Source organism: Kineococcus rhizosphaerae, assembly GCF_003002055.1.
Classification (GTDB): domain Bacteria; phylum Actinomycetota; class Actinomycetes; order Actinomycetales; family Kineococcaceae; genus Kineococcus; species Kineococcus rhizosphaerae.
The window spans coordinates 268,788-289,652 of record NZ_PVZF01000004.1 but is presented as its reverse complement, the minus strand read 5'-3'; the positions used below and the strand labels follow the sequence as shown (position 1 = coordinate 289,652).

Sequence of the window (20,865 nt, the reverse complement as noted above, 5' to 3'; positions counted from 1 at the left end):
CGAGCAGGAGGCAGCGTGAGCGTCTGGGACGACGTCGTCGGGCAGGGTCCCGCCGTCGCGGTGCTGACCCGCGCCGCGCGCGCCGCCCGCGACGGCACGACGGGCATGACCCACGCGTGGCTGCTCACCGGGCCGCCCGGCTCGGGCCGCTCCACCGCCGCCCGCGCCTTCGCCGCGGCCCTGGCCTGCGAGGACCCGGCCGAGATCGGCTGCGGCCGGTGCAGCGGCTGCCGGACGGCGCTCGCCGGCTCGCACGCCGACGTCACCGTCTTCAGCACCGAGCACATGCAGATCCGCCGCGAGGACGTCGAGCCGCTCATCGCCACCGCCCAGCGCCGTCCGTCCGTGGCCCGCTGGCGCGTCGTCGTCGTCGAGGACGCCGACCGCCTCAACCCCACCTCGGGGAACGTGCTGCTGAAGACCATCGAGGAGCCGCCGGCCCAGACCGTCTGGCTGCTGTGCGCACCCGCGGTCGACGACGTCCTGCCGACCATCCGCTCGCGCTCGCGGCACGTCCCGCTGCGCGTCCCCCCGGCCGACGCCGTCGCCGAGCTGCTCGTGCGCCGCGACGGCGTCGACCCCGCGATGGCCGCCTTCGCCGCCCGCGCCGCGCAGTCGCACGTCGGCCTGGCCCGGCGGCTGGCCCACGACGAGGGGGCCCGCATCCGCCGCCGGGAGGTGCTGCGGCTGCCCCGGCGCGTGCGCGGCGTCGGGGACGCGGTCGTCGCCGCCGGTGAGCTCGTCGAGGTCGCCGCCGAGGAGGCCGGGTCCTCCACGACCGAGCGCGACGCCCGGGAGAAGGCCGACCTGCTGCGCGCGCTGGGGGCCGAGGGGTCCACGACGGTCCCGCCCGCCGTCCGCGCCCAGGTCCGCCAGCTGGAGGAGGACCAGAAGCGCCGGGCCCGCCGGCACCAGACGGACGTCCTGGACCGCTCCCTCGTCGACCTCCTCGGGTTGCTGCGCGACGTCCTCGTCGTGCAGGTCGGGGCGCCCGTCGAGCTCGTGAACTCCGACATGACCGCCGACGTGCGGGCGATGGCCGAGGCCTCGAGCCCGGAGGAGACGCTGCGGCGCGCCGACGCCGTGCAGCTCGCCCGCGAACGGCTCGCGCAGAACGTCGCCCCGCTGCTGGCGATCGAGGCGCTCGCGCTGAGCCTGCGCCCCGCCCAGTCCGGGCAGTGACGTCACGTACCGTGAGCCTCACCATGCGTACCCCCCTCCGCGTCGTCAGCTCCCTCGCCGTGCTGACCCTGGCGCTGACCGGGTGCTCTGCGCTGCGCGGTGCGAGCCCGGACCCGGCGCCCGTCGGCACCGCGCGGGCCGTCGCGAGCGAGAACGCGACGGACCCGGCGCTCGCGGCCTTCTACGGCCAGCGGCTGCAGTGGGCCGACTGCTCGGGCGGTTTCCAGTGCACCCAGCTGACCGTGCCCGTCGACTACGCCGACCCGTCCGGGCCGACGGCCTCGCTGGCCGTCGTGCGGCTGCGCACCGCGGCGACGGGGTCCGACCGCCTCGGGTCCCTCGTCCTGAACCCCGGCGGGCCGGGCGCCTCGGGCGTGGAGTACGCGCGGGCCGCGAAGGACGTCGTGGCCCAGGACGTGCGCGACCACTTCGACGTCGTCGGTTTCGACCCGCGGGGGGTGGGGGAGTCCGACCCCCTGCAGTGCCTGACCGACGCCCAGGTCGACGAGTTCCTGGCGACCGACCCCACCCCCGACGACCCGGCCGAGGTGCAGGCCCTGAGCGCGCGGACCACCGAGCTCGGGAAGGGGTGCGCCGCCTCGGGCGCCCTGGCCGCGCACGTCGACACCGTGTCCGCGGCCAAGGACATGGACGTGCTGCGCGCCGCGCTCGGCGACGACAAGCTCAGCTACCTCGGCAAGAGCTACGGCACCTACCTGGGGGCCTGGTACGCCGAGCAGTTCCCGCAGCGGGTCGGGCGGTTCGTCCTCGACGGGGCCATCGACCCCGCCCTGTCCAGCGAGCAGGTCAACGCCGGGCAGGCCGCCGGGTTCGAGGTCGCGCTGCGTTCGTACGTGCAGGACTGCCTGGGCGGGAAGGACTGCCCGCTCACCGGCACCGTCGACGACGGGGTCGCCCAGGTCCGGCGGTTCCTCGCCGGCCTCGACGCGGACCCGCTGCCCACGGGGACCGCCCGCCCGCTCGTGCAGGGCCTGGGGTACCTCGCGGTGGCCTACCCCCTGTACGCGACGCAGCTGTGGCCGCAGCTGTCGGCGGCGCTGACGAAGGCCTTCGCCGGGGACGGGTCGGCGATGCTGGCGCTCGCCGACGCCTACGCCCACCGGTCGGCGAACGGCACCTACGCGGACAACTCCACGACCGTCATCTACGCCGTGAACTGCCTCGACCGCGACGACGCCGAGACCGAGCCGCAGGTCGCGGCCACCGTCGCGCGGTTCGCGCAGGACTCCCCGACGTTCGGGCCGTTCCTGGCCTGGGGCGGTCTGGCGTGCACGAACTGGCCCGTGGCCCCCGTCGGCGAGGCGCGGCAGGTCCACGCCGAGGGGGCCGGCCCGATCGTCGTCGTCGGCACCACGCGCGACCCCGCGACGCCGTACGCGTGGGCCAAGAGCCTGGCGGCGGAACTGTCCTCGGGCCGGTTGCTGACCTACGACGGCGACGGCCACACCGCGTACGCGACGGGGTCGTCGTGCATCGACGACGCCGTGGACACCTACCTGGTCAGCGGCACCGAACCCGCCGAGGGGACGACCTGCGGCGCGTGAGCGTCAGCGCACGACCACGGCTTTCGTCGTGACCTCGGCGCCGGTCCCGACGCCGTTGACCGCACGGACCCCGAAGGTCCACGAACCTGCGGTCAGGTCGTCGACCGTGACGGTGGTGCCGGTGGCCTGCAGCGTCGCCTGAGCCCGGCCGTTCGCGTACGGCGTCACGACGTACCCCGTGACGGCCGAGCCGGAGTCCGCAGGCGCGGTCCAGGTCACGGTGGCGCTCGTGGCGGTGAGGGCGGTCGCGGGGGTGAGCACCACCCCCGGGAGGTAGGCGACGGTGACCGTCGCGCTGTCGTCCGACACCGGCGCCTTCCCCTTGGCGTTGACGGCTGTGACCCGGTAGCCGTAGGTGCCTCCGAGCTGCACGCCCGGCACGGTGAAGCTCGTCGACTTCACGGTCGTGGCGGTCCCGGACGTCCCGTCGAGCGGGGTCAGCTCGTAGCCCGTGATGGCGGACCCGCCGGTGGTGGGAGCCTTCCAGCTCACGGTGACCGTCGGCCGGGCCGCGGTGCCGCCGCGGACGACGGTCACGGTCGCGACCTGCGCGGGGACGTCGACGACGGCGAGCGCCTTCGACTTCACCTCGGCGGCCGAGCCGATCGAGTTCGCGGCCTTGACGCCGAAGACGTAGCTGGACCCGGCCGTCAGCCCGGTGAACTCGGCCGACGTGGCGTCGGCGGCCACGGTGGTGGTCCGGGCGACCTTGCCGCCCAGGTAGGCCGTCACGGTGTACGGCAGCAGGTCCGACCCCCCCGTCTTGGGAGCCGTCCAGCTCACCCCGGCGGTGGTGCCCGAGCCGGTGTAGGCGGTGGTCACGGCGGTGACGGCCGTCGGGGCGAAGGCCGGGGTCCTCGCCTCGCTGGCGCTCGAGGCGGCACCCGTCCCCGCGACGTTGACCGCGGCGACGGTGAAGGTCACCGGCGACCCGAGCGCGACGTTCTTCACCACCAGGGACGTGCCCTTGGCCTCCACCGGGGCCTGCGCCACCCCGTCCACCACCGGGGTGACGACGTACTTGGACACCGGGGCCCCGTTGACGACGGTCGGCGCCTTCCACGTCACCGTCACCGTGGCGCCCGCGGCGGCCGAGCCGGCGACGGTGGCCGTGACGGCCGTCGGGGCGGCGGGCACGTCGACGGCCTTGACGGCCGCGCTCCTGGCGACGGGCGAGTCGCCCTCGGTGTTGGTCGCGACGACGCCGAACGTGTAGCTCGTGCCCAGCGTGAGACCCGTGACGTCGGCGCCGAGCGCGTCCGCGGCGGCCGCGACGGTGCCGACGACCTTGCCCGCCGCGTACGCGGTGACGGTGTAGCCGGTGACGGCCCGGCCGTTGTCGGTGGCCGGGGCCTTCCACGTCACGGTGGCGGTGGTGCCCTTGAGGTTGCCCTTGTCCACGCCCGTGACGGCGACCGCGGTGACGGCCGCGGGCCGGAAGGCGACGTTGGCCGCGGACGCGGTGGTGGCCACCTCGCCGACGCCGTACGAGTTCTTCGCCGCGACGGTGAACGTGTAGTCCTCGCCGAGTCGCGGAGCCTTCTGCGTCCACGACGTCGTCGAGGCCGAGACGCTCACTGGCGTCTGGGCGACCCCGCCGACCGAGGGGGTGACGACGTAGCCGCTGAGCGCGGCGGCGCCCTTCAGGGTCGGTGCCGCCCACTTCACGGTGATCGTCGCGGCGGAGGCGGACGTGCCGCCCGTGACGACGGTCGGAACCCCCGGGGCGCCCGGGACACCGGTGCCGAAGTCGTGCTCGCCGGAATCGGCGGAGGCGTCGGACCAGCCCACCGAGTTCTGGGCCGAGACGCGGAAGGTGACCTTGCCGACCAGCCCCGTGAAGGTGGCCGTGGTGACGTTCCCGGCCACGGTCCGGGCGGAGGCGTCGCGCTGCTCGCCGTCGACGACGGGCACGATCCTGTAGGCCTTGAGGACCGTGTTGCCGGTGTCCGTCGGGGCGGTGAAGGTCACCTTCGCGTCCGACCCGGTGGCGGCGACCGTCACGCCCGTGGGCGCGCCGGGTCGCGTCAGCGGCAGCGGGACGAGGACGTCGGAGGTCCGGGAGGAGGCCGAGCTCCAGCCGGCGGAGTTCTGCGACCGGACGACGAAGCTGTACTTCTTGCCCGGCACGAGGTTCGGGAACGTCGCCGTCGTCGCCGTCCCGGCGGTGGTGACCGCGGAACCGGGGTCGGCGACGCCGTCGACGTACGGGACGACCTCGAACCCGGTGAGGGACGTCGCACCGCCCTTGTCGGTGGAGGCCGCGAACTTCACGGTGATCTCCTGCGCACCCGAGCGGGTCAGACCGGTGATCTTGGGCGTGCCGGGGACGGTGACGACGGGTCCGGTTCCGGGCAGGTTGCCGAACGTGACCTCGACCGTGGCGAGGCCGCCGGCCAGCGAGGACACGGTGAAGTGCAGTCGCCCGTCGCCGGTGGAGAACGTCTGGCCCTGCTTCAGGCCCCAGTCCCAGTCGTTCTTCGTGCCGGAGGGGCTGGTGTCCACGACGACGGACGCCTTCCCGCCGGAGGCGGGGTCGACGCGCGTGATGCGCACGCCCTCCGCCGGGTTGCGGCGGTCGGTGAAGGTCGTGGCGTCGGCCCCGACGGCCTTGCGGTACTCGAGGTAGTACTCCGCGCCGCCGTTGACGATCTTCGCGACCTTGGCCTCGGCGCCGCTCGTGGCGCCCAGCGGCCGCAGGACGACGTCGCCCGTGCTGCTGACGGTGGTGACCTCGTCGGCGAACAGGTCGCCCATGGCCGCGCGGTGCGCGCCGGACAGGCTGCCCGTGCCGATGGTGTCCGTGGGGTCGGAGTACCCCATGACGTCCATGACGTCGCCGTACTCCTGGTACTGGCTGCCGTTCGCGGTCCACTTGGTGCTGCTGCTGTACTGCACGTCCGTCGACTTCCCGATGGCCGGGTACACGGCGTTGGCGTGTCCGAGGCCGAAGTTGTGGCCGAGCTCGTGGGCGAGGACCGACTGCGAGGTGTCGCTGACGTAGACCAGGCCACCGGAGCCGACGCCGTTGCCGATGGTGCCCAGTCCGTAGGAGCAGCCGCTGATCCCGCGCGGCAGGACGACGACGAGGTGCTGGTCGGGGCCGGCCGTGAAGCCGGTCGAGGCGACCGCGGCGTTCCACAGGTCCTGCGGCGCGGCGCAGGTGGCGGTGCTGGTCGACCAGTCGACGGTCCTGTCGAGGGTGACGCTGACGCGGTTCCCGGTCTGGGTGGACCAGTAGGTGCTGACCTTGTCGACGAGGGCTGCGGCGTCGGCGGGCCCGTACTCGCTGCTCTGCGCGGCGCCCTTGGGGGCGATGAACGCCATCGTGACGTGCTGCACCGACGCGGCGCCTGAGGCGGCCGCCACGGACGCGCCCTGCGCGAGCTGGACACCGACGACCTCGACGGCGTCGGTGCGGTCGGCGCTCTTGACCTGCACCGTGACCTGCGCGTCGGTCGGCAGGGCTTCGGCCTGGGCGCCTTCGAGCCGCACCAGGCCGTGCTCGGGGCTGAACAGCAGCGTGGCGAGGTTCTCGTGGGCACCGGAGTCGTCGCCGTCGGTGGACTCCTCGTAGCGCATGATCGTCCCGGACAGGCTCGTCGTGCCGCCCGGGGCGACGACGGTCTGCGGAGCGCCGATGCCGGCGACGGGGGCGTTCCCGTCGACGTCGAGCTCGGGGTTCACCAGCGTCGACGTCGCGGAGTCGACCGGCGTCGCCGGGCCGGCGGCGTGGGCCGGCGAGGCCAGCCCCACCAGGCAGCTCCCCGCGGCGAGCACAGCGGTCGTGGCGGCGGCCCACGCGAGGGGACGCGGCAGCCCGAGGGCGGATCGGTGCGCGGAACGGCTCATGCAGTCCTCGTCGGTCCGTGCCGGCGAGAACCTTCTGCCGTGTCACCCGTCTGCAGGGACGACACCCCCCGGGCGGAGCAGTTCCCCCTGGAGGTCCGCAGGCCGTGCCGTCGGGGTCCGGGACGGGTCAGCCGTGCAGGTGGGCGCGTTCGCCGTCGCGGTCGAAGATCGACAGGATCTCCACCTCTCCCGTCCCGGGCGCGGCGCTGAGGCGGTGCGGGACCATCGTGGAGAACTCCGCGGCCTGGCCCGGTTCGACGTCGACGACGCGGTCGCCGAGTTCGAGACGCGCGCGGCCGGACAGCACGGTGAACCACTCGCGGCCGGGGTGCACCGCCGGTTCGTCCGAGAGGGCTCCGCCGAAGCGCATCTTCGCCACCGTCTGCCCGGCGACGGCGCGTTCGCGCGAGAGCAGCCAGGTCGTGACGCCGGGACGGTGCCCGGGTTCGGGGCGCAGGAGGACGTCCTCGTCCTCGGCGGTCGCCACGAGGTCGTCGAGGGTGGTGTCGAGGGCGCGGGCGATGGGGACGAGCTGGTCCAGTGCGATGCGCCGGCCGCCGGTCTCCAGCCTGCTCAGCGTCGACGGGCTGAGGAAGCAGCGGGCCGCGAGGTTGTCCAGGGACCAGCCCCGGGCCAGCCGCAAGCCCCGGATCCGTCGGCGGATGAGGGTGTCGACATCTTGCTCCACGCGCAAGAGTCTATGCCCGTGACGCACGAGGGACCTACCGTGGACCGCATGGGCCACGACCAGCACCACGACCACGACCACCGCCACGGCGGCCACCGGCGGGTCCTCGACCTCGACGCCCTCGTCTTCGCGCCGCAGCTGTCCGCCGTCCTCGACGCGCTCGGCCCCCTCGCCCCGCGCCGGGTCGTCGACCTGGGCGCCGGGACGGGTGCCGGCAGCCGGCTGCTGCGCGAGCGGTTCCCCGACGCCGACCTCCTGGCCGTCGACCGCGACCCGAGGATGCTCGACCACCTGCGCCACCAGGGGTTCGCGACCCGCGAGGCCGACCTCGACGCCGGGTTCCCCGACGTCGGGGACGTGGACCTCGTCTGGGCGGCGTCGTCGCTGCACCACGTCGCCGACCCCGCCCGGTTGCTCACCGGGATCCGCGCGGCCCTGGCCCCCGGCGGCACCCTCGCCGTCGTCGAGCTCGAAGGCCTGCCGGCGTTCACCGACGCCCCGGCCGAGACCCGCGGACGCGAGGCCGCCCTCGCCGCCGGCTGGAACCACCACCCCGACTGGACGCCCGCCCTGCGGGCCGCCGGTTTCGCCGTGCAGCGGCAGGACCTCACGATCGAGGCCGACGCCTCGGCGCAGGCCGAGGAGTACGCCCGGCTGTGGCTGCCCCGCTACGCCCAGATGCCCGGCGCCGACCCCGACGCGCTCGCCGCCCTGCTGGCCGGCGAGCTCGACCTGCGCCCCCGGGCCACCCGTGCGGTGTGGACCGCCCGGTGAGCGCCGTCCCTCGCGATGTCGCGTGCGACGTCGGCGTCCTCGGGGGAGGGGCGGCGGGGCTGGCCGGGGCGGTCGCCCTCGCCCGCTCTCTGCGGTCCGTGGTCGTCGTCGACGCGGGTCAACCCCGCAACGCCCCGGCCGACCACGCCCACAACGTGCTGGGTCGTGAGGGGACCGCGCCGCGGGACCTGCTCGCCGCGGGACGTCGCGAGGCCGAGGGGTACGGCGTCCGGTTCCTCGACGACCGGGCCGTGCTCGCGCGCCGCGACGACGCCGGGTTCGTGGTCGAGCTCCTCGGCGGCGCGGTCGTGCGCGCCCGGCGCCTGCTGCTGGCGACGGGACTCCTCGACGAGCTCCCCGACGTCCCCGGCGTGCGGGAGTCCTGGGGTCGCAGCGTCCTGCACTGCCCCTTCTGCCACGGCTGGGAGGTGCGCGGGCAGCACGTCGGGGTCCTCGGGTCCCGCCCGTCCGCGCTGCACCAGGCCCTGCTGTTCCGGCAGCTGACGCCCCGCGTGACGCTGTTCGTGCAGGACCTGACGGTGCCCGCCGAGACCGCCGAGCAGTTCCGGGCCCTCGGGATCACCGTGCGCACCGGGACCGTGCGTCGCGTCGGGGGTGCCGACGGCGACCTGCGGGTCGAGGTGGGCTCCGAGGTGGGCTCCGAGGAGGTCGCGGTCCACGCCCTCGTCGTCACCCCGTTCTTCCGCGCCCGGGCCGAGGTGTTCGCCCAGCTCGGCGGGCAGCTCGCGCAGAACGCGATGGGCGAGTTCGTGCCCACCTCGACCGGCGGCGCCACGGACGTCCCCGGGGTGTGGGCGGCGGGGAACGTCGCCGACCCGGGGGCGATGGTCGCCGCCTCGACCGGCGCCGGGGTGCTCGCCGGGGCGGCGATCAACGGTGACCTGGTGCTGGCCGACGCCCGCGCGGCGGTGGAGACGGCGCGGGCGGCACGTTGACTCCCCGGTCCCGTTGAACGGGACCGAGGAGTCAACGTGCCGAAACCTGCCGGCCGTCCGCCGTGGTGAGAGGACCCCCCGACGTCCTGTAGGCTCACTGTCCGTACCCGAGAGGGTGCTGCACCACCAGAAGTGCCGCCTTAGCTCAGTCGGCCAGAGCGACGCTCTCGTAAAGCGTAGGTCCGGGGTTCGATTCCCCGAGGCGGCTCCACGCAGAACCGCAGGTCAGCGGCCCCGCAAGGGGTCGAGGGCCTGCGGTTCCGTCGTTCACGGCCCGGTTCCGTGCCCCCACCGCGGGGACGACCACCGATGGGTCACGGCGAGCGCCCACCGGTCGGCCCGTCCCGTCCGGTGCAGGTCGCGACGGTGGGGTCCGGCCCCGGAGGCGCCCTGCGCCACCGTCACGGCTGGACGGCCCGGCCGTTCAGCGCGGCGACCTTCGCCGCTGCCGCGACGTGGGCGCGCAGGTAGGCCGCGGAGACCGCCGCGGGGCGCAGGGCCCCGGGGAAGGCGGGCACCGGCACGCCACCGGAGCCGGTCCCGGTGGCCGTCGGGAGGGCCGGGCCCCGGAGGCCGGCCGGGCGTGCAGCACCGGGCCGGGAGGTCCCGGGCTCGACGGCGGTCCGCTCGTGGAGGGCGCCCTCGTGCCGGCGGACGGCTTCGAGGACGGCTCCCAGGGGCCCGGCCCCGTCCAGCAGCGCCTGCCGGATGGCCGGCTGCAGCGCGCACCCCTCGGTGATCCGGCTCACGTCGAAGCGCAGCGCCTGCGCCGCCGCCGACAGCAGCCCCACGGTGGAGGCCGCCTCGGGGTCGGTCGGGGTCAGCAGCCGGCACGCCTCGGCGCGGGCGAAGATCCACGTCAGGGTCTGCTCGGGGACCTGCACCGACCCGGGCCCGGCCAGCAGCACCAGCACCGCCCAGTGACGCAGCTCGCGCGGGCCCAGCATCACCACCGCCTGGTGCAGGGAGGTGATGCCCCCGGCCGGGGCGTAGGCGGCCGAGCTGACCGTCTTCAGGATCCGCGTGCTCAGGCCCGGGTCGGCCGACAGCAGGTCCACGACCCGGCTGAGCGCCACCTCGCGGTCCGACAGCGACGCGATCAACCGCACGCAGGTCAGGTGCGAGGCGCTGAGCACCGGCTGGGCCAGGACGTCGGGACGGTGCAGCAGGTACCCCTGGAACAGCTCGATGCCCAGCCGGCGGCACACCTGGAACTGCTCCTGCGTCTCCACCCGCTCGGCGACCACGACAGCGGCCGGGTTCACCCGCCGGACCAGGGCGACGACCTCCGGCAGGCGGTCCCCGCTGACCTGCACGTCGATCTTGACGTAGTCGACCAGGGCCACGGCGGGGATCCGCCACTCCTCGCCGTCGAAGTCGTCGAGGGCCAGGGCGAACCCGCGCTGCTTCAGCGCCTCCAGCCCCTGCAGCACCCGGCGGTCGACGTCGACGGTCTCCAGCAGCTCCAGCACCACCCCCTCGGGGGAGAAGGGCAACGGCAGCTGCCCGGTGACGAACGAGCGCGTCAGGTTGAGGAACAGGCGGCGGCCCGCGGCCAGCTCCTCGGTGCCGAACGCCCCGAAGGTGGCCGCGATGACCTGGGCGGTGGCTCGTTCCTGCTCGTTCTCGCCCACCAGCCAGGTGCGGTTCGCCGCCCCGGTGCGGTGCAGCAGCTCGTACCCGTACACCTCGCCCTGACCGGTGCAGATCGCCTGCAGACCGACCCAGGCCGCGTCCACCGCGGACCCCGCACCGTCGCCCGCGTCGGCGTGCGCGCCGCCCCCCCGCACCGGTGCGGCCTCGACCACGCGCTGACCGGACATGCCCGTCTCCTCCTCCGCCGGGGAGCTGCGGCGTCCGCGCTCAGCGCGCCGGCGTCCTCCGACGGTGGAGCATCGGACGCGCGGCCGACGGCCTGACTACGGCATCAGGGTGATCGGCGGCCCGGCCACCGGGGCCCCGCCCGGGGACGCACCTGTCCGGCCCGGGAGCCTCAGCGGCCGAGCCGGTCGCGCGCCAGGTCGACGATCCGCGCCGCGCGTTCGGCGGCCCGCCGCCGGCAGGCGCGCAGGTTCAGCGCGCCACCGGCCGCGGCCGTGCCCCAGGGGACGACGAGCTCGAGGCCGTGCTGCAGGTCGCGCAGCGGTCCGGCCCCGAGGACGAGGACGCGGACCAGGTCGAGCGCCACGACGACCAGCGCACCGGCGACGAACCCGGCGAGCGCCCCCAGGAGCAGGGCGCCGGCGCGCCGGCGCCGGCTGGCCTCGTCCTCCACGAGCAGCGGCCAGCCCGCCGGCACCGGGCCCCACTCGGGTTCGGGTGCCCAGTCGGCCGGCGGGATCCACGCGGAGTTCGCGTGCGGCCAGTTCGGCGGCGGGTTGAACCTCACGTCCCGGACTGTAGGAAGCTGCGCGCGGCGGACGGCGCCCGAAGCCCCGACGTCACCGGTACGGACGCGGGACGGGCGCCCCGCGTGAGGTGCCCTCACGGTCGGCGACCGCCCCTGACAAGCTGGGGGCACCGTGCTGACCGACCTGCTGAACCCGACCGCCCACGCCGACAACTGGCTCTGGGCCCTGTGCGTGCTGCTCGCCGCCGTGGTCCTGGGGGCACTGCTGCCGGTCCTGCCCACGGGCGCGGTCGTCTCGGCGATGGCGGCGCTCGGGCACCACCGCTCGTGGGTCTCCCTCGGCGAGGTCGTCGTGGTCGGGGCGGCCGCGGCCTACGTGGCCGACGTCGTGCTCTACACGCTGCTGCTGCGCGGGGCGCACACGCGGCTCGGCCGCCGGCTGCAGCGGCGCGCGGAGGCGCACGGCCACCTCGACGAGCTGGGGGAGCGGTTGTCCCGGCACGACGTCGGGACGCTCGTGACGTCCCGGTTGCTGCCGGGGGCGCGGATCCCCGTGCTGGCCGCGGCGGCGGCCACCGAGTACCCCGTGGTGCGCTTCGCCGTCGCGAACGTCGTGCCCGCGGTGTGCTGGGCGCTGGCGTACGCGCTGCTGGGGCTGGCCGGTCGCGGGGTCAGCGACCGGCCGTGGGTGAGCGTGGTCGCGGCCGTCGCGTTCGGGTTGGCCGCCTCCGGCGTCGTCAGCCTGGTGCGGCGGCTGCGGGCCCGCTGAACCGGCGGCGCCTCACGCCCCGGGCTCGGCGGCGATGGCGACGGCGTCGGCCGCCACCGGCACCTCCGCCGCCGGCAGGTCGGCGGCCGGGACGGGCCGGGCGAACAGGTACCCCTGCGCGGCGTCGCACGAGGCGGCCAGCAGCGCCGACAGCTGCGTGTCCTCCTCGACCCCCTCGGCGACGACCCCGAGGGAGAAGCTGTGCGCCGCGCTGATGAGCAGCTTCACGAGCTCGGTGTGCCCCGCGTCGCCCGAGGACACGAAGCTGCGGTCGATCTTCAGGACGTCGACGGGCAGCCGCGACAGCTGCCCGATCGAGGTGTACCCCGTCCCGAAGTCGTCGATCGCGACCCGCACCCCCAGCTCGCGCAACGAGCGCAGGTGCTCCAGCGCGAGGGGTTCGTCGACCAGGACGGTCTCGGTGATCTCCACGGTCAGCCGCGACGGGGCGATCCCGGAGTCCGCCAGGGCGTCGGTGACGTCGTCCAGCAGGTGCGCCTGCGCCAGGTGGCGCCCCGAGATGTTCACCGCCACCTCCAGCCCCGCGCGGTGGCCGCCCTCGGCGTCCCAGCGGACCAGCTGCGCCGTCGCCTCCGCCAGCGCCCAGCGCCCCAGGTCGCACACGAGGGAGGACGCCTCGGCGACGGGGATGAACGCGTCCGGCGGCACCAGCCCGTGCCCGGGCCGCTGCCAGCGCACCAGCGCCTCGACGCTCTTGGTCCGGCCCGTCTCCAGGTCCAGGACGGGCTGGTAGTAGAGGACGAGCTCACCCGTCTCCAGCCCGTGGCGCAGGGCGTGCTCCAGCTCCGTGCGGGCCGCGAGCTCGGCGCGCAGCTCGTCGTCGAACACCTCCACGACGCCCCGGCCGGCGGCCTTGGCGCGGTAGACGGCCGCGTCGGCGTCCCGGACGAGCCGTTCGGCGTCCAGCGCCCCGGGGGTGCTGACGGCGACCCCGACGCTGGCCCCCACCCGCACGTGCTGGGCCTGCGGCAGACCCGTCAGCGCCACCGGCGCGCTGACGGCGACGATGAGCCGCTCGGCGAGGTCCACGAGCCCCTTCTCGTCCTCCACGCCCTCGACGAGGACGACGAACTCGTCCCCGCCGAGGCGGCACACGACGTCCCCGCCGCGCACCGTCTCGTGCATGCGGGTCGCGACCGTGCGCAGCAGCGCGTCCCCCGCGGCGTGCCCGAAGCTGTCGTTGACGGCCTTGAAGTGGTCCAGGTCGACGAACAGCAGACCCACCCGCCCGAACTGCCGCGCGGCGCGGTGCAGGGCCCGGCCGGTCAGGACGAGGGTCTCGGCCCGGTTGGGCAGTTCCGTCAGCGCGTCGTGCGCCGCCTGGTGGGCCAGGTCGGCCCGCAGGCGCTCGCGCTCGTGGAAGGCGGCCAGGACCTGCGTCACCGAGGCGTGCACGACCTCGCCCAGGGGGCCCGGCACCGCGGTGCGCACGACCTCGCAGTCCAGGTCGCCCGCGGCGATCGCGTCGGCCTGCGCCCGGACGCGGCGCAGGCTGTCGACGGCCGCGGACAGGCCCTGCGCGACGACGCGGACCTCCGTCGGACCCAGCTCGTCGACGTCGACGAGCTCGCCGGCGGCGACCGCGCGCGACTGCGCCGCGAGCCGGTTCAGCGGCCGGGCGATCTCGCGCCGCACGAGCAGCGTCCCCGCCAGGGTCGCCGCGACGAGCGCACCGCTGAGCACGAGCAGCCGGTCCAGGTCGGCCCGGTCCCGGTCCGCCTGCTGCTGGGCCAGCTCGACGACGACCCCGGCCGCGTCGGCCAGGACGTCGCTGAGGGCCTGGTCGCGGGCCGCCGCGCCCTGCCCGACGGTCGACAGGTCCGCCGCCGACGGCGGCGCGCCGGTCAGGGCGGCGTGGCCCAGGACCTGGTCCAGCCGCCGGACCGCGGCCGAGCCGGTGGCCTCGGACCAGGCCGCCGCCACCCCCGGGGTCGTGCTCGTCAGGACGTCGGTCGAGGCCTGCTGGTAGCCGCCCCAGGTGCGCAGGAAGTCGTCGCGCCGCCCCGTCTGCGCGGGCAGGACCGCGCTCAGGTAGGAGGTGGTCTCCTGGCTGGCCAGCGCCCCGGCCCGCGAGACGCGCTGCAGGTCGGTGAGCGCGGTGGCCAGGTCGCCTTCCAGGCCGAGCCGGCGCGCGGCGCGCAGGTGCGCGTTGACGGCCGTGGTCAGCTCGTCGAGCAGGTCGCCGTACAGCGCCAGCCCCGTGTCGGCGTCCGTGCCCGTCAGCGTGCGGGCCTGGGTCAGGCGGGCCGGGAAGCCGTCCAGGTCGGCGCCCGCGTCGGTGCGGGCGGCGAGCACGGCTCGGTCGGTGACCCGTTCGCTGTCACCCAGCGCCGTCGTGCCGCGCAGCTCGGCGAGCAGGTCGGACCCGGCGACGGGGTCCCGGCCGTCGGGCCGGGACAGGGAGGCCGCGCCGAGGGCGGGGACGACCTCCTGGCCGACGGCGCTGCGGACGTCGCCGAGGGCGACGGCGGCCCGGACCTCGGCCAGGGCCGTCTCGGCGCCGCGGGCGCGGGCGAGCCGGTCCACGACGCCGAGCCCGGCCGTGGCGCCGAGCCCGACGACGGGGACGAGGACGAGGGCCAGGAGCGTGTTCTGCAGGGGGCGGCTGCGGCCGGGCGCGCGGCGTCGCGGGCGGGGGGTGTCGGTGCGCGCAGCGGTCACGTGGCCGTCGTCGTCCCGGCCACCGCGCTGGTTGAGCGCCGGCGGCCGGAACCACCCGTCTGCCGCGGATCCCCTAGAACGGCAGGGGGTCCGCGTCTAGAACCTCAGGGCTTCAGAAGGACCTTCAGCGCGCCGCGGCGGGCGGCGAGCTCGTCGAGGGCCGCCTGCGCGTCGGTGAGGTCGAACTCGTGCGTGATGAGCGGGGTGGGGTCCAGGACGCCGGCGGAGAACGCGCGGACGGCGTACGCCCACGCCCGCGTCGGGGCGCCGAAGACGGTCAGGACGTGCACGTTGCGGCTGACCAGCTCCAGCGAGGACAGGTCGTCGGCGTCCTGCGCGGGGATGCCTGTCAGGACGACGCGCCCGCCCCGGCGGGCGAGGCGGACGGCGGTGCGGGCGATGCCGGGCACGCCCGCGGCCTCGATCACGGCGTCGAACGTGGCGCCCAGCGTCGTGGCGTCACCGGTGTAGTGCGCGGCCCCGCACGTGGTGGCCAGCTCCCGGCGCTCGTCGTTGTGGTGCACGACGGTCACCTCGCAGCCGGCACCCTTCAGCAGCTGCACGGCCAGCAGGCCCAGGGTCCCCGCGCCGACGACGGCGACCTTGGACCCGGCCGAGACGTCGGCGAGCAGGACGGCCTCGGCCACGCACGCCGCGGGCTCGATGCCGGCGGCCGCGCGCAGGTCGGCGCCCTCGGGCAGCACGTGCAGGTAGCGCGCGGGCAGCGTCAGCCACGTCGACCAGCCGCCGGGGAGGGTGAAGCCGGTCTCCTCGTACTCCTGCGGCCAGCCCTCGGTGTCGCCCTCCAGGGAGGCGGGGGTGCCCTCGGCGGTGCGGATGCCCTGGCCGACGACCCCGCGCCCGACGAGGGACTCCGGCACGCCCGGGCCGACCGCCGCCACGGTGCCGGACCACTCGTGCCCTGGGACGACGGGGTAGCGGACGAACTCCGCGGGCCGGGTCCCGGCGAAGACCTCGCGGTCGGACCCGCAGATGCCGCAGTAGGCGACCTGGACCAGCGCCTGGCCGGGGCCGGGTTCGGCCGCGGGGGCGTCGAGGAGTTCGAGGGTGCCGGGCTCGGTGATCTGGACGGCGCGGCCGGTGCGTTGCGTCATGGGCGCAACGTACCGGCCCAGGCGGGCCGCCCGTTTCGGCACGTTGCCTCCCGGGGCTCTTTCACCGGGACCGGGGAGTCAACGTGCCCCCGCCGGTGCCCACACCTGTTGCGGCACGCTGACTCCCCGGTCTCTTTCACCGGGACCGGGGAGTCAACGTGCCGCTACGGGGCGACAGGGGCAGCGTCAGGCGCGCTCGCCCGCGGCGCGCTCGATGACCTCGGACAGTGCGGCGACGAGGCGCTGGGCCTCGGGCAGCGACAGCTGGGCGATGTCGCCGATGAAGACGCGGGGACCGAAGCGGCGCAGGACGGTCTGCCCGTTCTCGGCGTAGGTGAGGTCCGTCGACTCCAGGCGCACCGGGCAGGGGCGCTCGGCGCCCTCGTCGCCCTCGAGCGGGACGACGCGCGCCTCGAAGCTGTGCAGCCAGCCGCCCTCGACCTCCAGGCCGCGGGAGGCCCACGAGGGAGTGTCCCAGCGGATGACCTGCAGGCTCTCGTCGGCGACGGGGGTGCCCGCGGGGGTGCTCTGGTCGTCCATCGACGCTCCACGTGATGAGTAGTAGGTGCCCTAGGGTGCTGCTGAACGTGATCAAGTCATCGCACAGAGTTGCGGGGTCAGCCTGCCACGCTCCTCGTGATTTCGTCGCGTGTTCGCGAGAACACTCTCAGTGGATCTTGGTGCGTCCCGTCCGGTGATCGTCCCCACGGGCGAGTTGCCCCGGGGAACACCGCGGCGGCACCATCGGAACGTGCTCCCGACGCTGGTCGTGCTCGACCCGTTCTGGCCGAGCCGACGCGCCTACCTCTTCGACGGGCTGTGTCGGCGCCCCTAGGCGTGCCCGACCCCGAACCCGTCGACCCGAAGGACCCCCCGTGAGCACCGACGCCACCCCCGAACCCGCTGCTGCCTGGAAGTTCGAGACCCTCCAGGTCCACGCCGGCCAGACGCCCGACCCCGCGACCGGGGCCCGTGCGCTGCCGATCTACCAGACCACCAGCTACCAGTTCCGCGACACCGACCACGCCGCCGCGCTGTTCGGCCTGGCCGAGCTCGGCAACATCTACACGCGGATCATGAACCCGACGCAGGACACCGTCGAGCAGCGCATCGCCGCGCTCGAGGGCGGCGTCGGGGCCCTGCTCGTCGCCTCCGGCCAGGCCGCCGAGACGCTGGCGATCCTCAACATCGCCTCCGCCGGCGACCACGTCGTCTCCAGCCCGCGCCTGTACGGCGGGACGTACAACCTCTTCCACCACACGCTGCCCAAGATGGGCATCACCGTGTCCTTCGTCGCCGACCCCGACGACGCCGCCAGCTGGGCCGCGGCCGTGCGCCCCGAGACCAAGCTGTTCTACGGCGAGACGATCTCCAACCCCGCCGGCGACGTCCTCGACATCGAGACCGTCGCGGGCGTCGCCCACGAGCACGGCGTCCCGCTGGTCGTCGACAACACCATCGCCACGCCCTACCTGATCCGCCCCTTCGAGCACGGCGCGGACGTCGTCGTGCACTCGGCGACGAAGTACCTCGGCGGGCACGGCACCTCCGTCGCCGGCGCCGTCGTCGACTCCGGCCGCTTCGACTGGGCCGCCTCCGACCGCTTCCCCGGCCTGACCACGCCCGACCCCAGCTACCACGGCGTCGTCTTCACCGACGCCGTCGGCCCGCTGGCCTACCTCATCAAGCTGCGCGTCCAGCTCCTGCGCGACCTCGGCCCCGCCGTCGCGCCCTTCAACGCCTTCCTCATCGCCCAGGGCCTGGAGACGCTGTCGCTGCGCATGGAGCGGCACGTCGAGAACGCCGGGAAGGTCGCCCGGTTCCTCGAGGGCCGCGACGACGTCCTGTCGGTGAACTGGGCCTCGCTGCCGTCCTCGCCCTGGCACGCGCAGGCGCGCAAGTACGCCCCGAAGGGGTCCGGAGCCGTCCTGGCCTTCGAGATCGCCGGCGGCCTGCCCGCCGGGAAGGCCTTCGTCGAGGCGCTGCGGCTGCACAGCCACGTCGCCAACATCGGCGACGTCCGCTCCCTGGTCATCCACCCCGCCTCGACGACCCACAGCCAGCTCACCCCGCAGGAGCAGGCCGCCTCCGGCGTCACCCCCGGCCTGGTCCGCCTCGCCGTGGGCGTGGAGAACGTCGACGACATCCTCGCCGACCTCGAGCTCGGCTTCGCGGCCGCCGCCTCGGCGTCGGCCCCGGCGTCGACCAGCGCGTCCGCCTGACCCGCGCACGTCAGGGACACTGGGAAGCCGAGCGGGGGATCGAGCAGGAGTGGTGGTCGTCGACGTGGGTGCGGGTCAGGATCTGGCGTCCGAGGTCCCGGGACAGGTGGCGCGGGCCTTCCGCCCGGCCCCGCCCCCGGCGTCGGGCGGCTGGCGCGAGGGCGACCCCGCCGGGCACCGGCGGTTCGCCGACGTCGGCGACCTCCCTCTGCAGCTCGGCGGTCTCCTCCCGCAGGTCCGCCTGGCCTACGAGACGTGGGGGACGCTGAACGCCGACGCCTCCAACGCCGTCCTCGTCGAGCACGCCCTCACCGGCGACACCCACGTCACCGGCGAGGCCGGTCCCGGGCACCCCACCGCCGGGTGGTGGTCCGCCCTCGTCGGCCCCGGCAAGGCCCTCGACACCGACGAGTGGTTCGTCGTGGCGGCCAACGTCGTCGGCGGCTGCCAGGGCTCCACGGGCCCCTCGTCGCACCGGCCGGGCACGACGCGGCCGTGGGGCTCGGCGTTCCCGCGGCTCACCGTCGCCGACCAGGTCGCCGCCGAGGCGCGCCTGGCCGACCACCTCGGCGTCGCCCGGTTCGCGGCCGTCCTCGGCGGCTCCATGGGCGGCATGCGGTCCCTGGAGTGGGCCGCGGCGCACCCCGGCCGCGTCGGCGCCGCGCTCGTCCTGGCCTCCGCCGCGGCCGCCACGGCCGACCAGATCGGCGGCCAGAGCGCCCAGATCACCGCCATCGTCTCCGACCCCGGCTGGCGCGGCGGGGACTACCACTCCGCCCCCGACGGGCAGGGCCCGCACACCGGCCTCGGCCTGGCCCGGCGCCTGGCGCACCTGTCGTACCGGACCGCGGCCGAGCTCGACCTGCGCTTCGGCCGCGAAGCCCAGTTCGGCGAGGACCCGCTGTCCCCGACCGAGCCGGGCCGCTACGCCGTCCAGAGCTACCTCGACCACCACGCCGACAAGCTCGTGCGCCGCTTCGACGCCGGTTCCTACGTCGCGCTCACCGACGCCATGAACACCTGGGACGTCGGCCTCGGGCGCGGGGGCACCGACGTGGCGCTCGCGGCGATCACGACGCCCCTGGTCGTCGTCGCCGTCGACTCCGACCGGCTCTACCCGGTGGCCGACTCCCGGCGCATCGTCGAGGCGGCCCCCGCCGCCGTCGGCGGGCTGCGCGTCGTGCGCTCGACGTCCGGGCACGACGGGTTCCTGCTGGAGGCCGACCAGATCGCCCCGCTCGTGGCCGAGACGCTGGCCCTCGGACGCCGCTGAGGGCCGCGGCCGGTGCGAGCGCACCGGCCACGGCCCTCAGGGAACCGCTCAGGCGGGGACGCGGGACTCCGCGCGCACGTCCGTGACCGCCTCGTTCGCCGGGTCCATCGACGTCTCGTCGAACGGGCGGCGGCCGGCGAGCACCTCGGTGAGCTGCTCGCGGTCCAGCGTCCGGCTCCACGTCGCGATGACCAGGGTCCCGACGGTGTTGCCGATGAAGTTCGTCACCGCGCGCGCCTCGGACATGAACCGGTCGATGCCGACGATGAGCCCGACCCCGTCCAGCAGCGCGGGCTTGTGCGAGGCCAGGCCGCCGGCGAGGGTCGCCAGCCCGGCGCCGGAGACGCCCGCGGCCCCCTTGGAGGCGATGACCATGAACAGCAGCAGCGAGACCTGCTGGCCCACCGACATGGGCTGCCCGAGGGAGTTGGCGATGAACAGCGAGGCCATCGTCAGGTAGATCGCGGTGCCGTCGAGGTTGAAGGAGTACCCCGTCGGGACGGTGATCCCGACGGTCGACTTCGAGACCCCGGCGTGCTCCATCTTGGCGATGAGCCGCGGCAGCGCCGTCTCCGAGCTCGACGTGGAGACGATGAGCAGGATCTCGCGGGCCGTGTAGCGCAGGACCTTGAAGATGTTCAGCTTCGCGACGACGCGCAGCACGAGCCCCAGCACGACCAACACGAACACGGCGCAGGTCAGGTAGAACCCGACCATCACCGTGGCCAGCGCCTTCAGGGCGTCGACCCCGGTCTCGCCGACGACGGCCGCGATCGCGCCGAACGCCCCGACGGGCGCGGCCCACATGACCATCGCGAGGACCTTGAAGACGACCTTCTTGACCGTCTCGATCGCCCGCAGCGCCCGCTGCCCCGTCTCGCCGAGGCCCTGCAGCGCGAACCCGACGAGCAGCGCCACGAACAGCGCCTCCAGCACGGACCCGTCGGTCAGGGCCGAGAACAGCGACGTCGGGATGATCCCGAGCAGGAAGTCGACCGAGCCGCCGCTCTCGTGGGCCTTCTCGGCGAGCTGGGCGCCCTGCCCGCGCAGGTCGTCGGTGAGCTGCAGGTCGGTCACCGGCAGCACGTTGCCGACGAGCAGGCCGATGACGAGCGCGAACCCGCTCATCGCCAGGAAGTACAGCAGGGCCGTGCCGCCGACGCGGCCGACCTGCGCCGCGGCCCGGACCGACCCGATGCCGAGCACGATGGTGCAGAAGATGACCGGGGCGATCATCATCCGGACCAGGTTCACGAACCCGGTCCCCAGCGGCTTGAGCTCCTTGCCCACGTCGGGGAACAGCAGGCCCACGGCGATGCCCAGGCCCACCGCCACGATGACGGCGATGTAGAGGAAGTGCGTGCGGTCTCGCGTGTGCTTCTGAGCGACAGTGCTCATGGGACCCTCTCGTGGGTGGTCGCGACGGCGGGAGCGGTG

15 protein-coding genes and 1 tRNA gene are annotated in these 20,865 nt (G+C 75.1%); 8 read left to right on the top strand and 8 right to left on the bottom strand.

The window, feature by feature from the left end:
• Nucleotides 1-15 precede the first annotated feature (15 nt).
• Together CLV37_RS10530 and CLV37_RS10525 are read left to right on the top strand one after the other, a co-directional pair.
• Nucleotides 16-1,182: a DNA polymerase III subunit delta' gene (locus CLV37_RS10530; protein WP_106209960.1), complete on the top strand. Its 1,167-nt coding sequence runs from the start codon at nucleotides 16-18 to the stop codon at nucleotides 1,180-1,182.
• Between the two features lie 23 nt (nucleotides 1,183-1,205).
• The gene (locus CLV37_RS10525; RefSeq protein WP_106210190.1) at nucleotides 1,206-2,747 is read left to right on the top strand and encodes an alpha/beta hydrolase; all 1,542 of its coding nucleotides are present in this window, start codon (nucleotides 1,206-1,208) and stop codon (nucleotides 2,745-2,747) included.
• A gap of 3 nt (nucleotides 2,748-2,750) precedes the next feature.
• On the opposite strand, the gene CLV37_RS27520 is transcribed toward CLV37_RS10525, so the two are convergent.
• A complete protein-coding gene (locus tag CLV37_RS27520; protein WP_170127171.1) occupies nucleotides 2,751-6,599 on the bottom strand; it encodes a fibronectin type III domain-containing protein in 3,849 nt (1,282 codons plus the stop codon).
• A gap of 127 nt (nucleotides 6,600-6,726) precedes the next feature.
• On the bottom strand, nucleotides 6,727-7,287 hold the full coding sequence (locus CLV37_RS10500) for a helix-turn-helix domain-containing protein (protein WP_106209952.1): 561 nt from the start codon (nucleotides 7,285-7,287) through the stop codon (nucleotides 6,727-6,729).
• 48 nt (nucleotides 7,288-7,335) lie between these two features.
• Between CLV37_RS10500 and CLV37_RS10495 the strand changes: the two genes are divergently transcribed.
• From CLV37_RS10495 to CLV37_RS10485, 3 genes are all read left to right on the top strand, one after another.
• A complete protein-coding gene (locus CLV37_RS10495; protein WP_211298541.1) occupies nucleotides 7,336-8,061 on the top strand; it encodes a class I SAM-dependent methyltransferase in 726 nt (241 codons plus the stop codon).
• The gene (locus tag CLV37_RS10490) at nucleotides 8,058-9,017 is read left to right on the top strand and encodes an NAD(P)/FAD-dependent oxidoreductase (protein ID WP_106210188.1); all 960 of its coding nucleotides are present in this window, start codon (nucleotides 8,058-8,060) and stop codon (nucleotides 9,015-9,017) included. The genes CLV37_RS10495 and CLV37_RS10490 overlap by 4 nt, the downstream gene beginning before the upstream one ends.
• A gap of 134 nt (nucleotides 9,018-9,151) precedes the next feature.
• Nucleotides 9,152-9,228, top strand: a tRNA-Thr gene (locus tag CLV37_RS10485).
• Nucleotides 9,229-9,418: 190 nt separating this feature from the next.
• Here the strand turns inward: CLV37_RS10485 and CLV37_RS10480 are convergent.
• Nucleotides 9,419-10,840, bottom strand: coding sequence for an EAL and HDOD domain-containing protein (locus tag CLV37_RS10480; protein WP_106209949.1), 1,422 nt, complete (start codon nucleotides 10,838-10,840; stop codon nucleotides 9,419-9,421).
• 170 nt (nucleotides 10,841-11,010) lie between these two features.
• Nucleotides 11,011-11,406, bottom strand: a complete 396-nt coding sequence (locus CLV37_RS10475) for a hypothetical protein (protein WP_106209947.1) — start codon at nucleotides 11,404-11,406, stop codon at nucleotides 11,011-11,013.
• A 133-nt stretch (nucleotides 11,407-11,539) separates the two neighbouring features.
• Between CLV37_RS10475 and CLV37_RS10470 the strand changes: the two genes are divergently transcribed.
• On the top strand, nucleotides 11,540-12,136 hold the full coding sequence (locus CLV37_RS10470) for a VTT domain-containing protein (protein WP_106209945.1): 597 nt from the start codon (nucleotides 11,540-11,542) through the stop codon (nucleotides 12,134-12,136).
• Nucleotides 12,137-12,148: 12 nt separating this feature from the next.
• Here CLV37_RS10470 and CLV37_RS10465 read toward each other — a convergent pair whose 3' ends face one another.
• The 3 genes from CLV37_RS10465 to CLV37_RS10455 all read right to left on the bottom strand — a co-directional run bounded on the left by CLV37_RS10465 (nucleotide 12,149) and on the right by CLV37_RS10455 (nucleotide 16,473).
• The gene (locus tag CLV37_RS10465; RefSeq protein ID WP_106209943.1) at nucleotides 12,149-14,818 is read right to left on the bottom strand and encodes a putative bifunctional diguanylate cyclase/phosphodiesterase; all 2,670 of its coding nucleotides are present in this window, start codon (nucleotides 14,816-14,818) and stop codon (nucleotides 12,149-12,151) included.
• Between the two features lie 104 nt (nucleotides 14,819-14,922).
• Nucleotides 14,923-15,933 (bottom strand): zinc-dependent alcohol dehydrogenase, encoded by a 1,011-nt coding sequence (locus CLV37_RS10460; protein ID WP_106209942.1) that lies wholly within the window; start codon nucleotides 15,931-15,933, stop codon nucleotides 14,923-14,925.
• Nucleotides 15,934-16,119: 186 nt separating this feature from the next.
• The gene (locus CLV37_RS10455; RefSeq protein WP_106209940.1) at nucleotides 16,120-16,473 is read right to left on the bottom strand and encodes a hypothetical protein; all 354 of its coding nucleotides are present in this window, start codon (nucleotides 16,471-16,473) and stop codon (nucleotides 16,120-16,122) included.
• A 335-nt stretch (nucleotides 16,474-16,808) separates the two neighbouring features.
• On the opposite strand from CLV37_RS10455, the gene CLV37_RS10450 reads away from it, so the two are divergent.
• Nucleotides 16,809-18,155: a bifunctional o-acetylhomoserine/o-acetylserine sulfhydrylase gene (locus tag CLV37_RS10450; protein ID WP_106209938.1), complete on the top strand. Its 1,347-nt coding sequence runs from the start codon at nucleotides 16,809-16,811 to the stop codon at nucleotides 18,153-18,155.
• A gap of 106 nt (nucleotides 18,156-18,261) precedes the next feature.
• Complete coding sequence (gene metX / locus CLV37_RS10445) at nucleotides 18,262-19,428, top strand: homoserine O-acetyltransferase MetX (RefSeq protein ID WP_106210186.1); 1,167 nt, start codon at nucleotides 18,262-18,264, stop codon at nucleotides 19,426-19,428.
• A 48-nt stretch (nucleotides 19,429-19,476) separates the two neighbouring features.
• On the opposite strand, the gene CLV37_RS10440 is transcribed toward metX, so the two are convergent.
• Nucleotides 19,477-20,826, bottom strand: coding sequence for a cation:dicarboxylate symporter family transporter (locus tag CLV37_RS10440; RefSeq protein ID WP_106209936.1), 1,350 nt, complete (start codon nucleotides 20,824-20,826; stop codon nucleotides 19,477-19,479).
• Between the last annotated feature and the right edge of the window lie 39 nt (nucleotides 20,827-20,865).

What these genes read in the sequence shown, in the direction of transcription:
- CLV37_RS10480 (WP_106209949.1), bottom strand. Translation starts at nt 10,840, where the DNA reads ATGTCCGGTCAGCGCGTGGTCGAGGCCGCACCGGTGCGGGGGGGCGGC.
- CLV37_RS27520 (WP_170127171.1), bottom strand. Translation starts at nt 6,599, where the DNA reads ATGAGCCGTTCCGCGCACCGATCCGCCCTCGGGCTGCCGCGTCCCCTC.
- CLV37_RS10525 (WP_106210190.1), top strand. Translation starts at nt 1,206, where the DNA reads ATGCGTACCCCCCTCCGCGTCGTCAGCTCCCTCGCCGTGCTGACCCTG.
- CLV37_RS10460 (WP_106209942.1), bottom strand. Translation starts at nt 15,933, where the DNA reads ATGACGCAACGCACCGGCCGCGCCGTCCAGATCACCGAGCCCGGCACC.
- CLV37_RS10440 (WP_106209936.1), bottom strand. Translation starts at nt 20,826, where the DNA reads ATGAGCACTGTCGCTCAGAAGCACACGCGAGACCGCACGCACTTCCTC.
- CLV37_RS10455 (WP_106209940.1), bottom strand. Translation starts at nt 16,473, where the DNA reads ATGGACGACCAGAGCACCCCCGCGGGCACCCCCGTCGCCGACGAGAGC.
- CLV37_RS10495 (WP_211298541.1), top strand. Translation starts at nt 7,336, where the DNA reads ATGGGCCACGACCAGCACCACGACCACGACCACCGCCACGGCGGCCAC.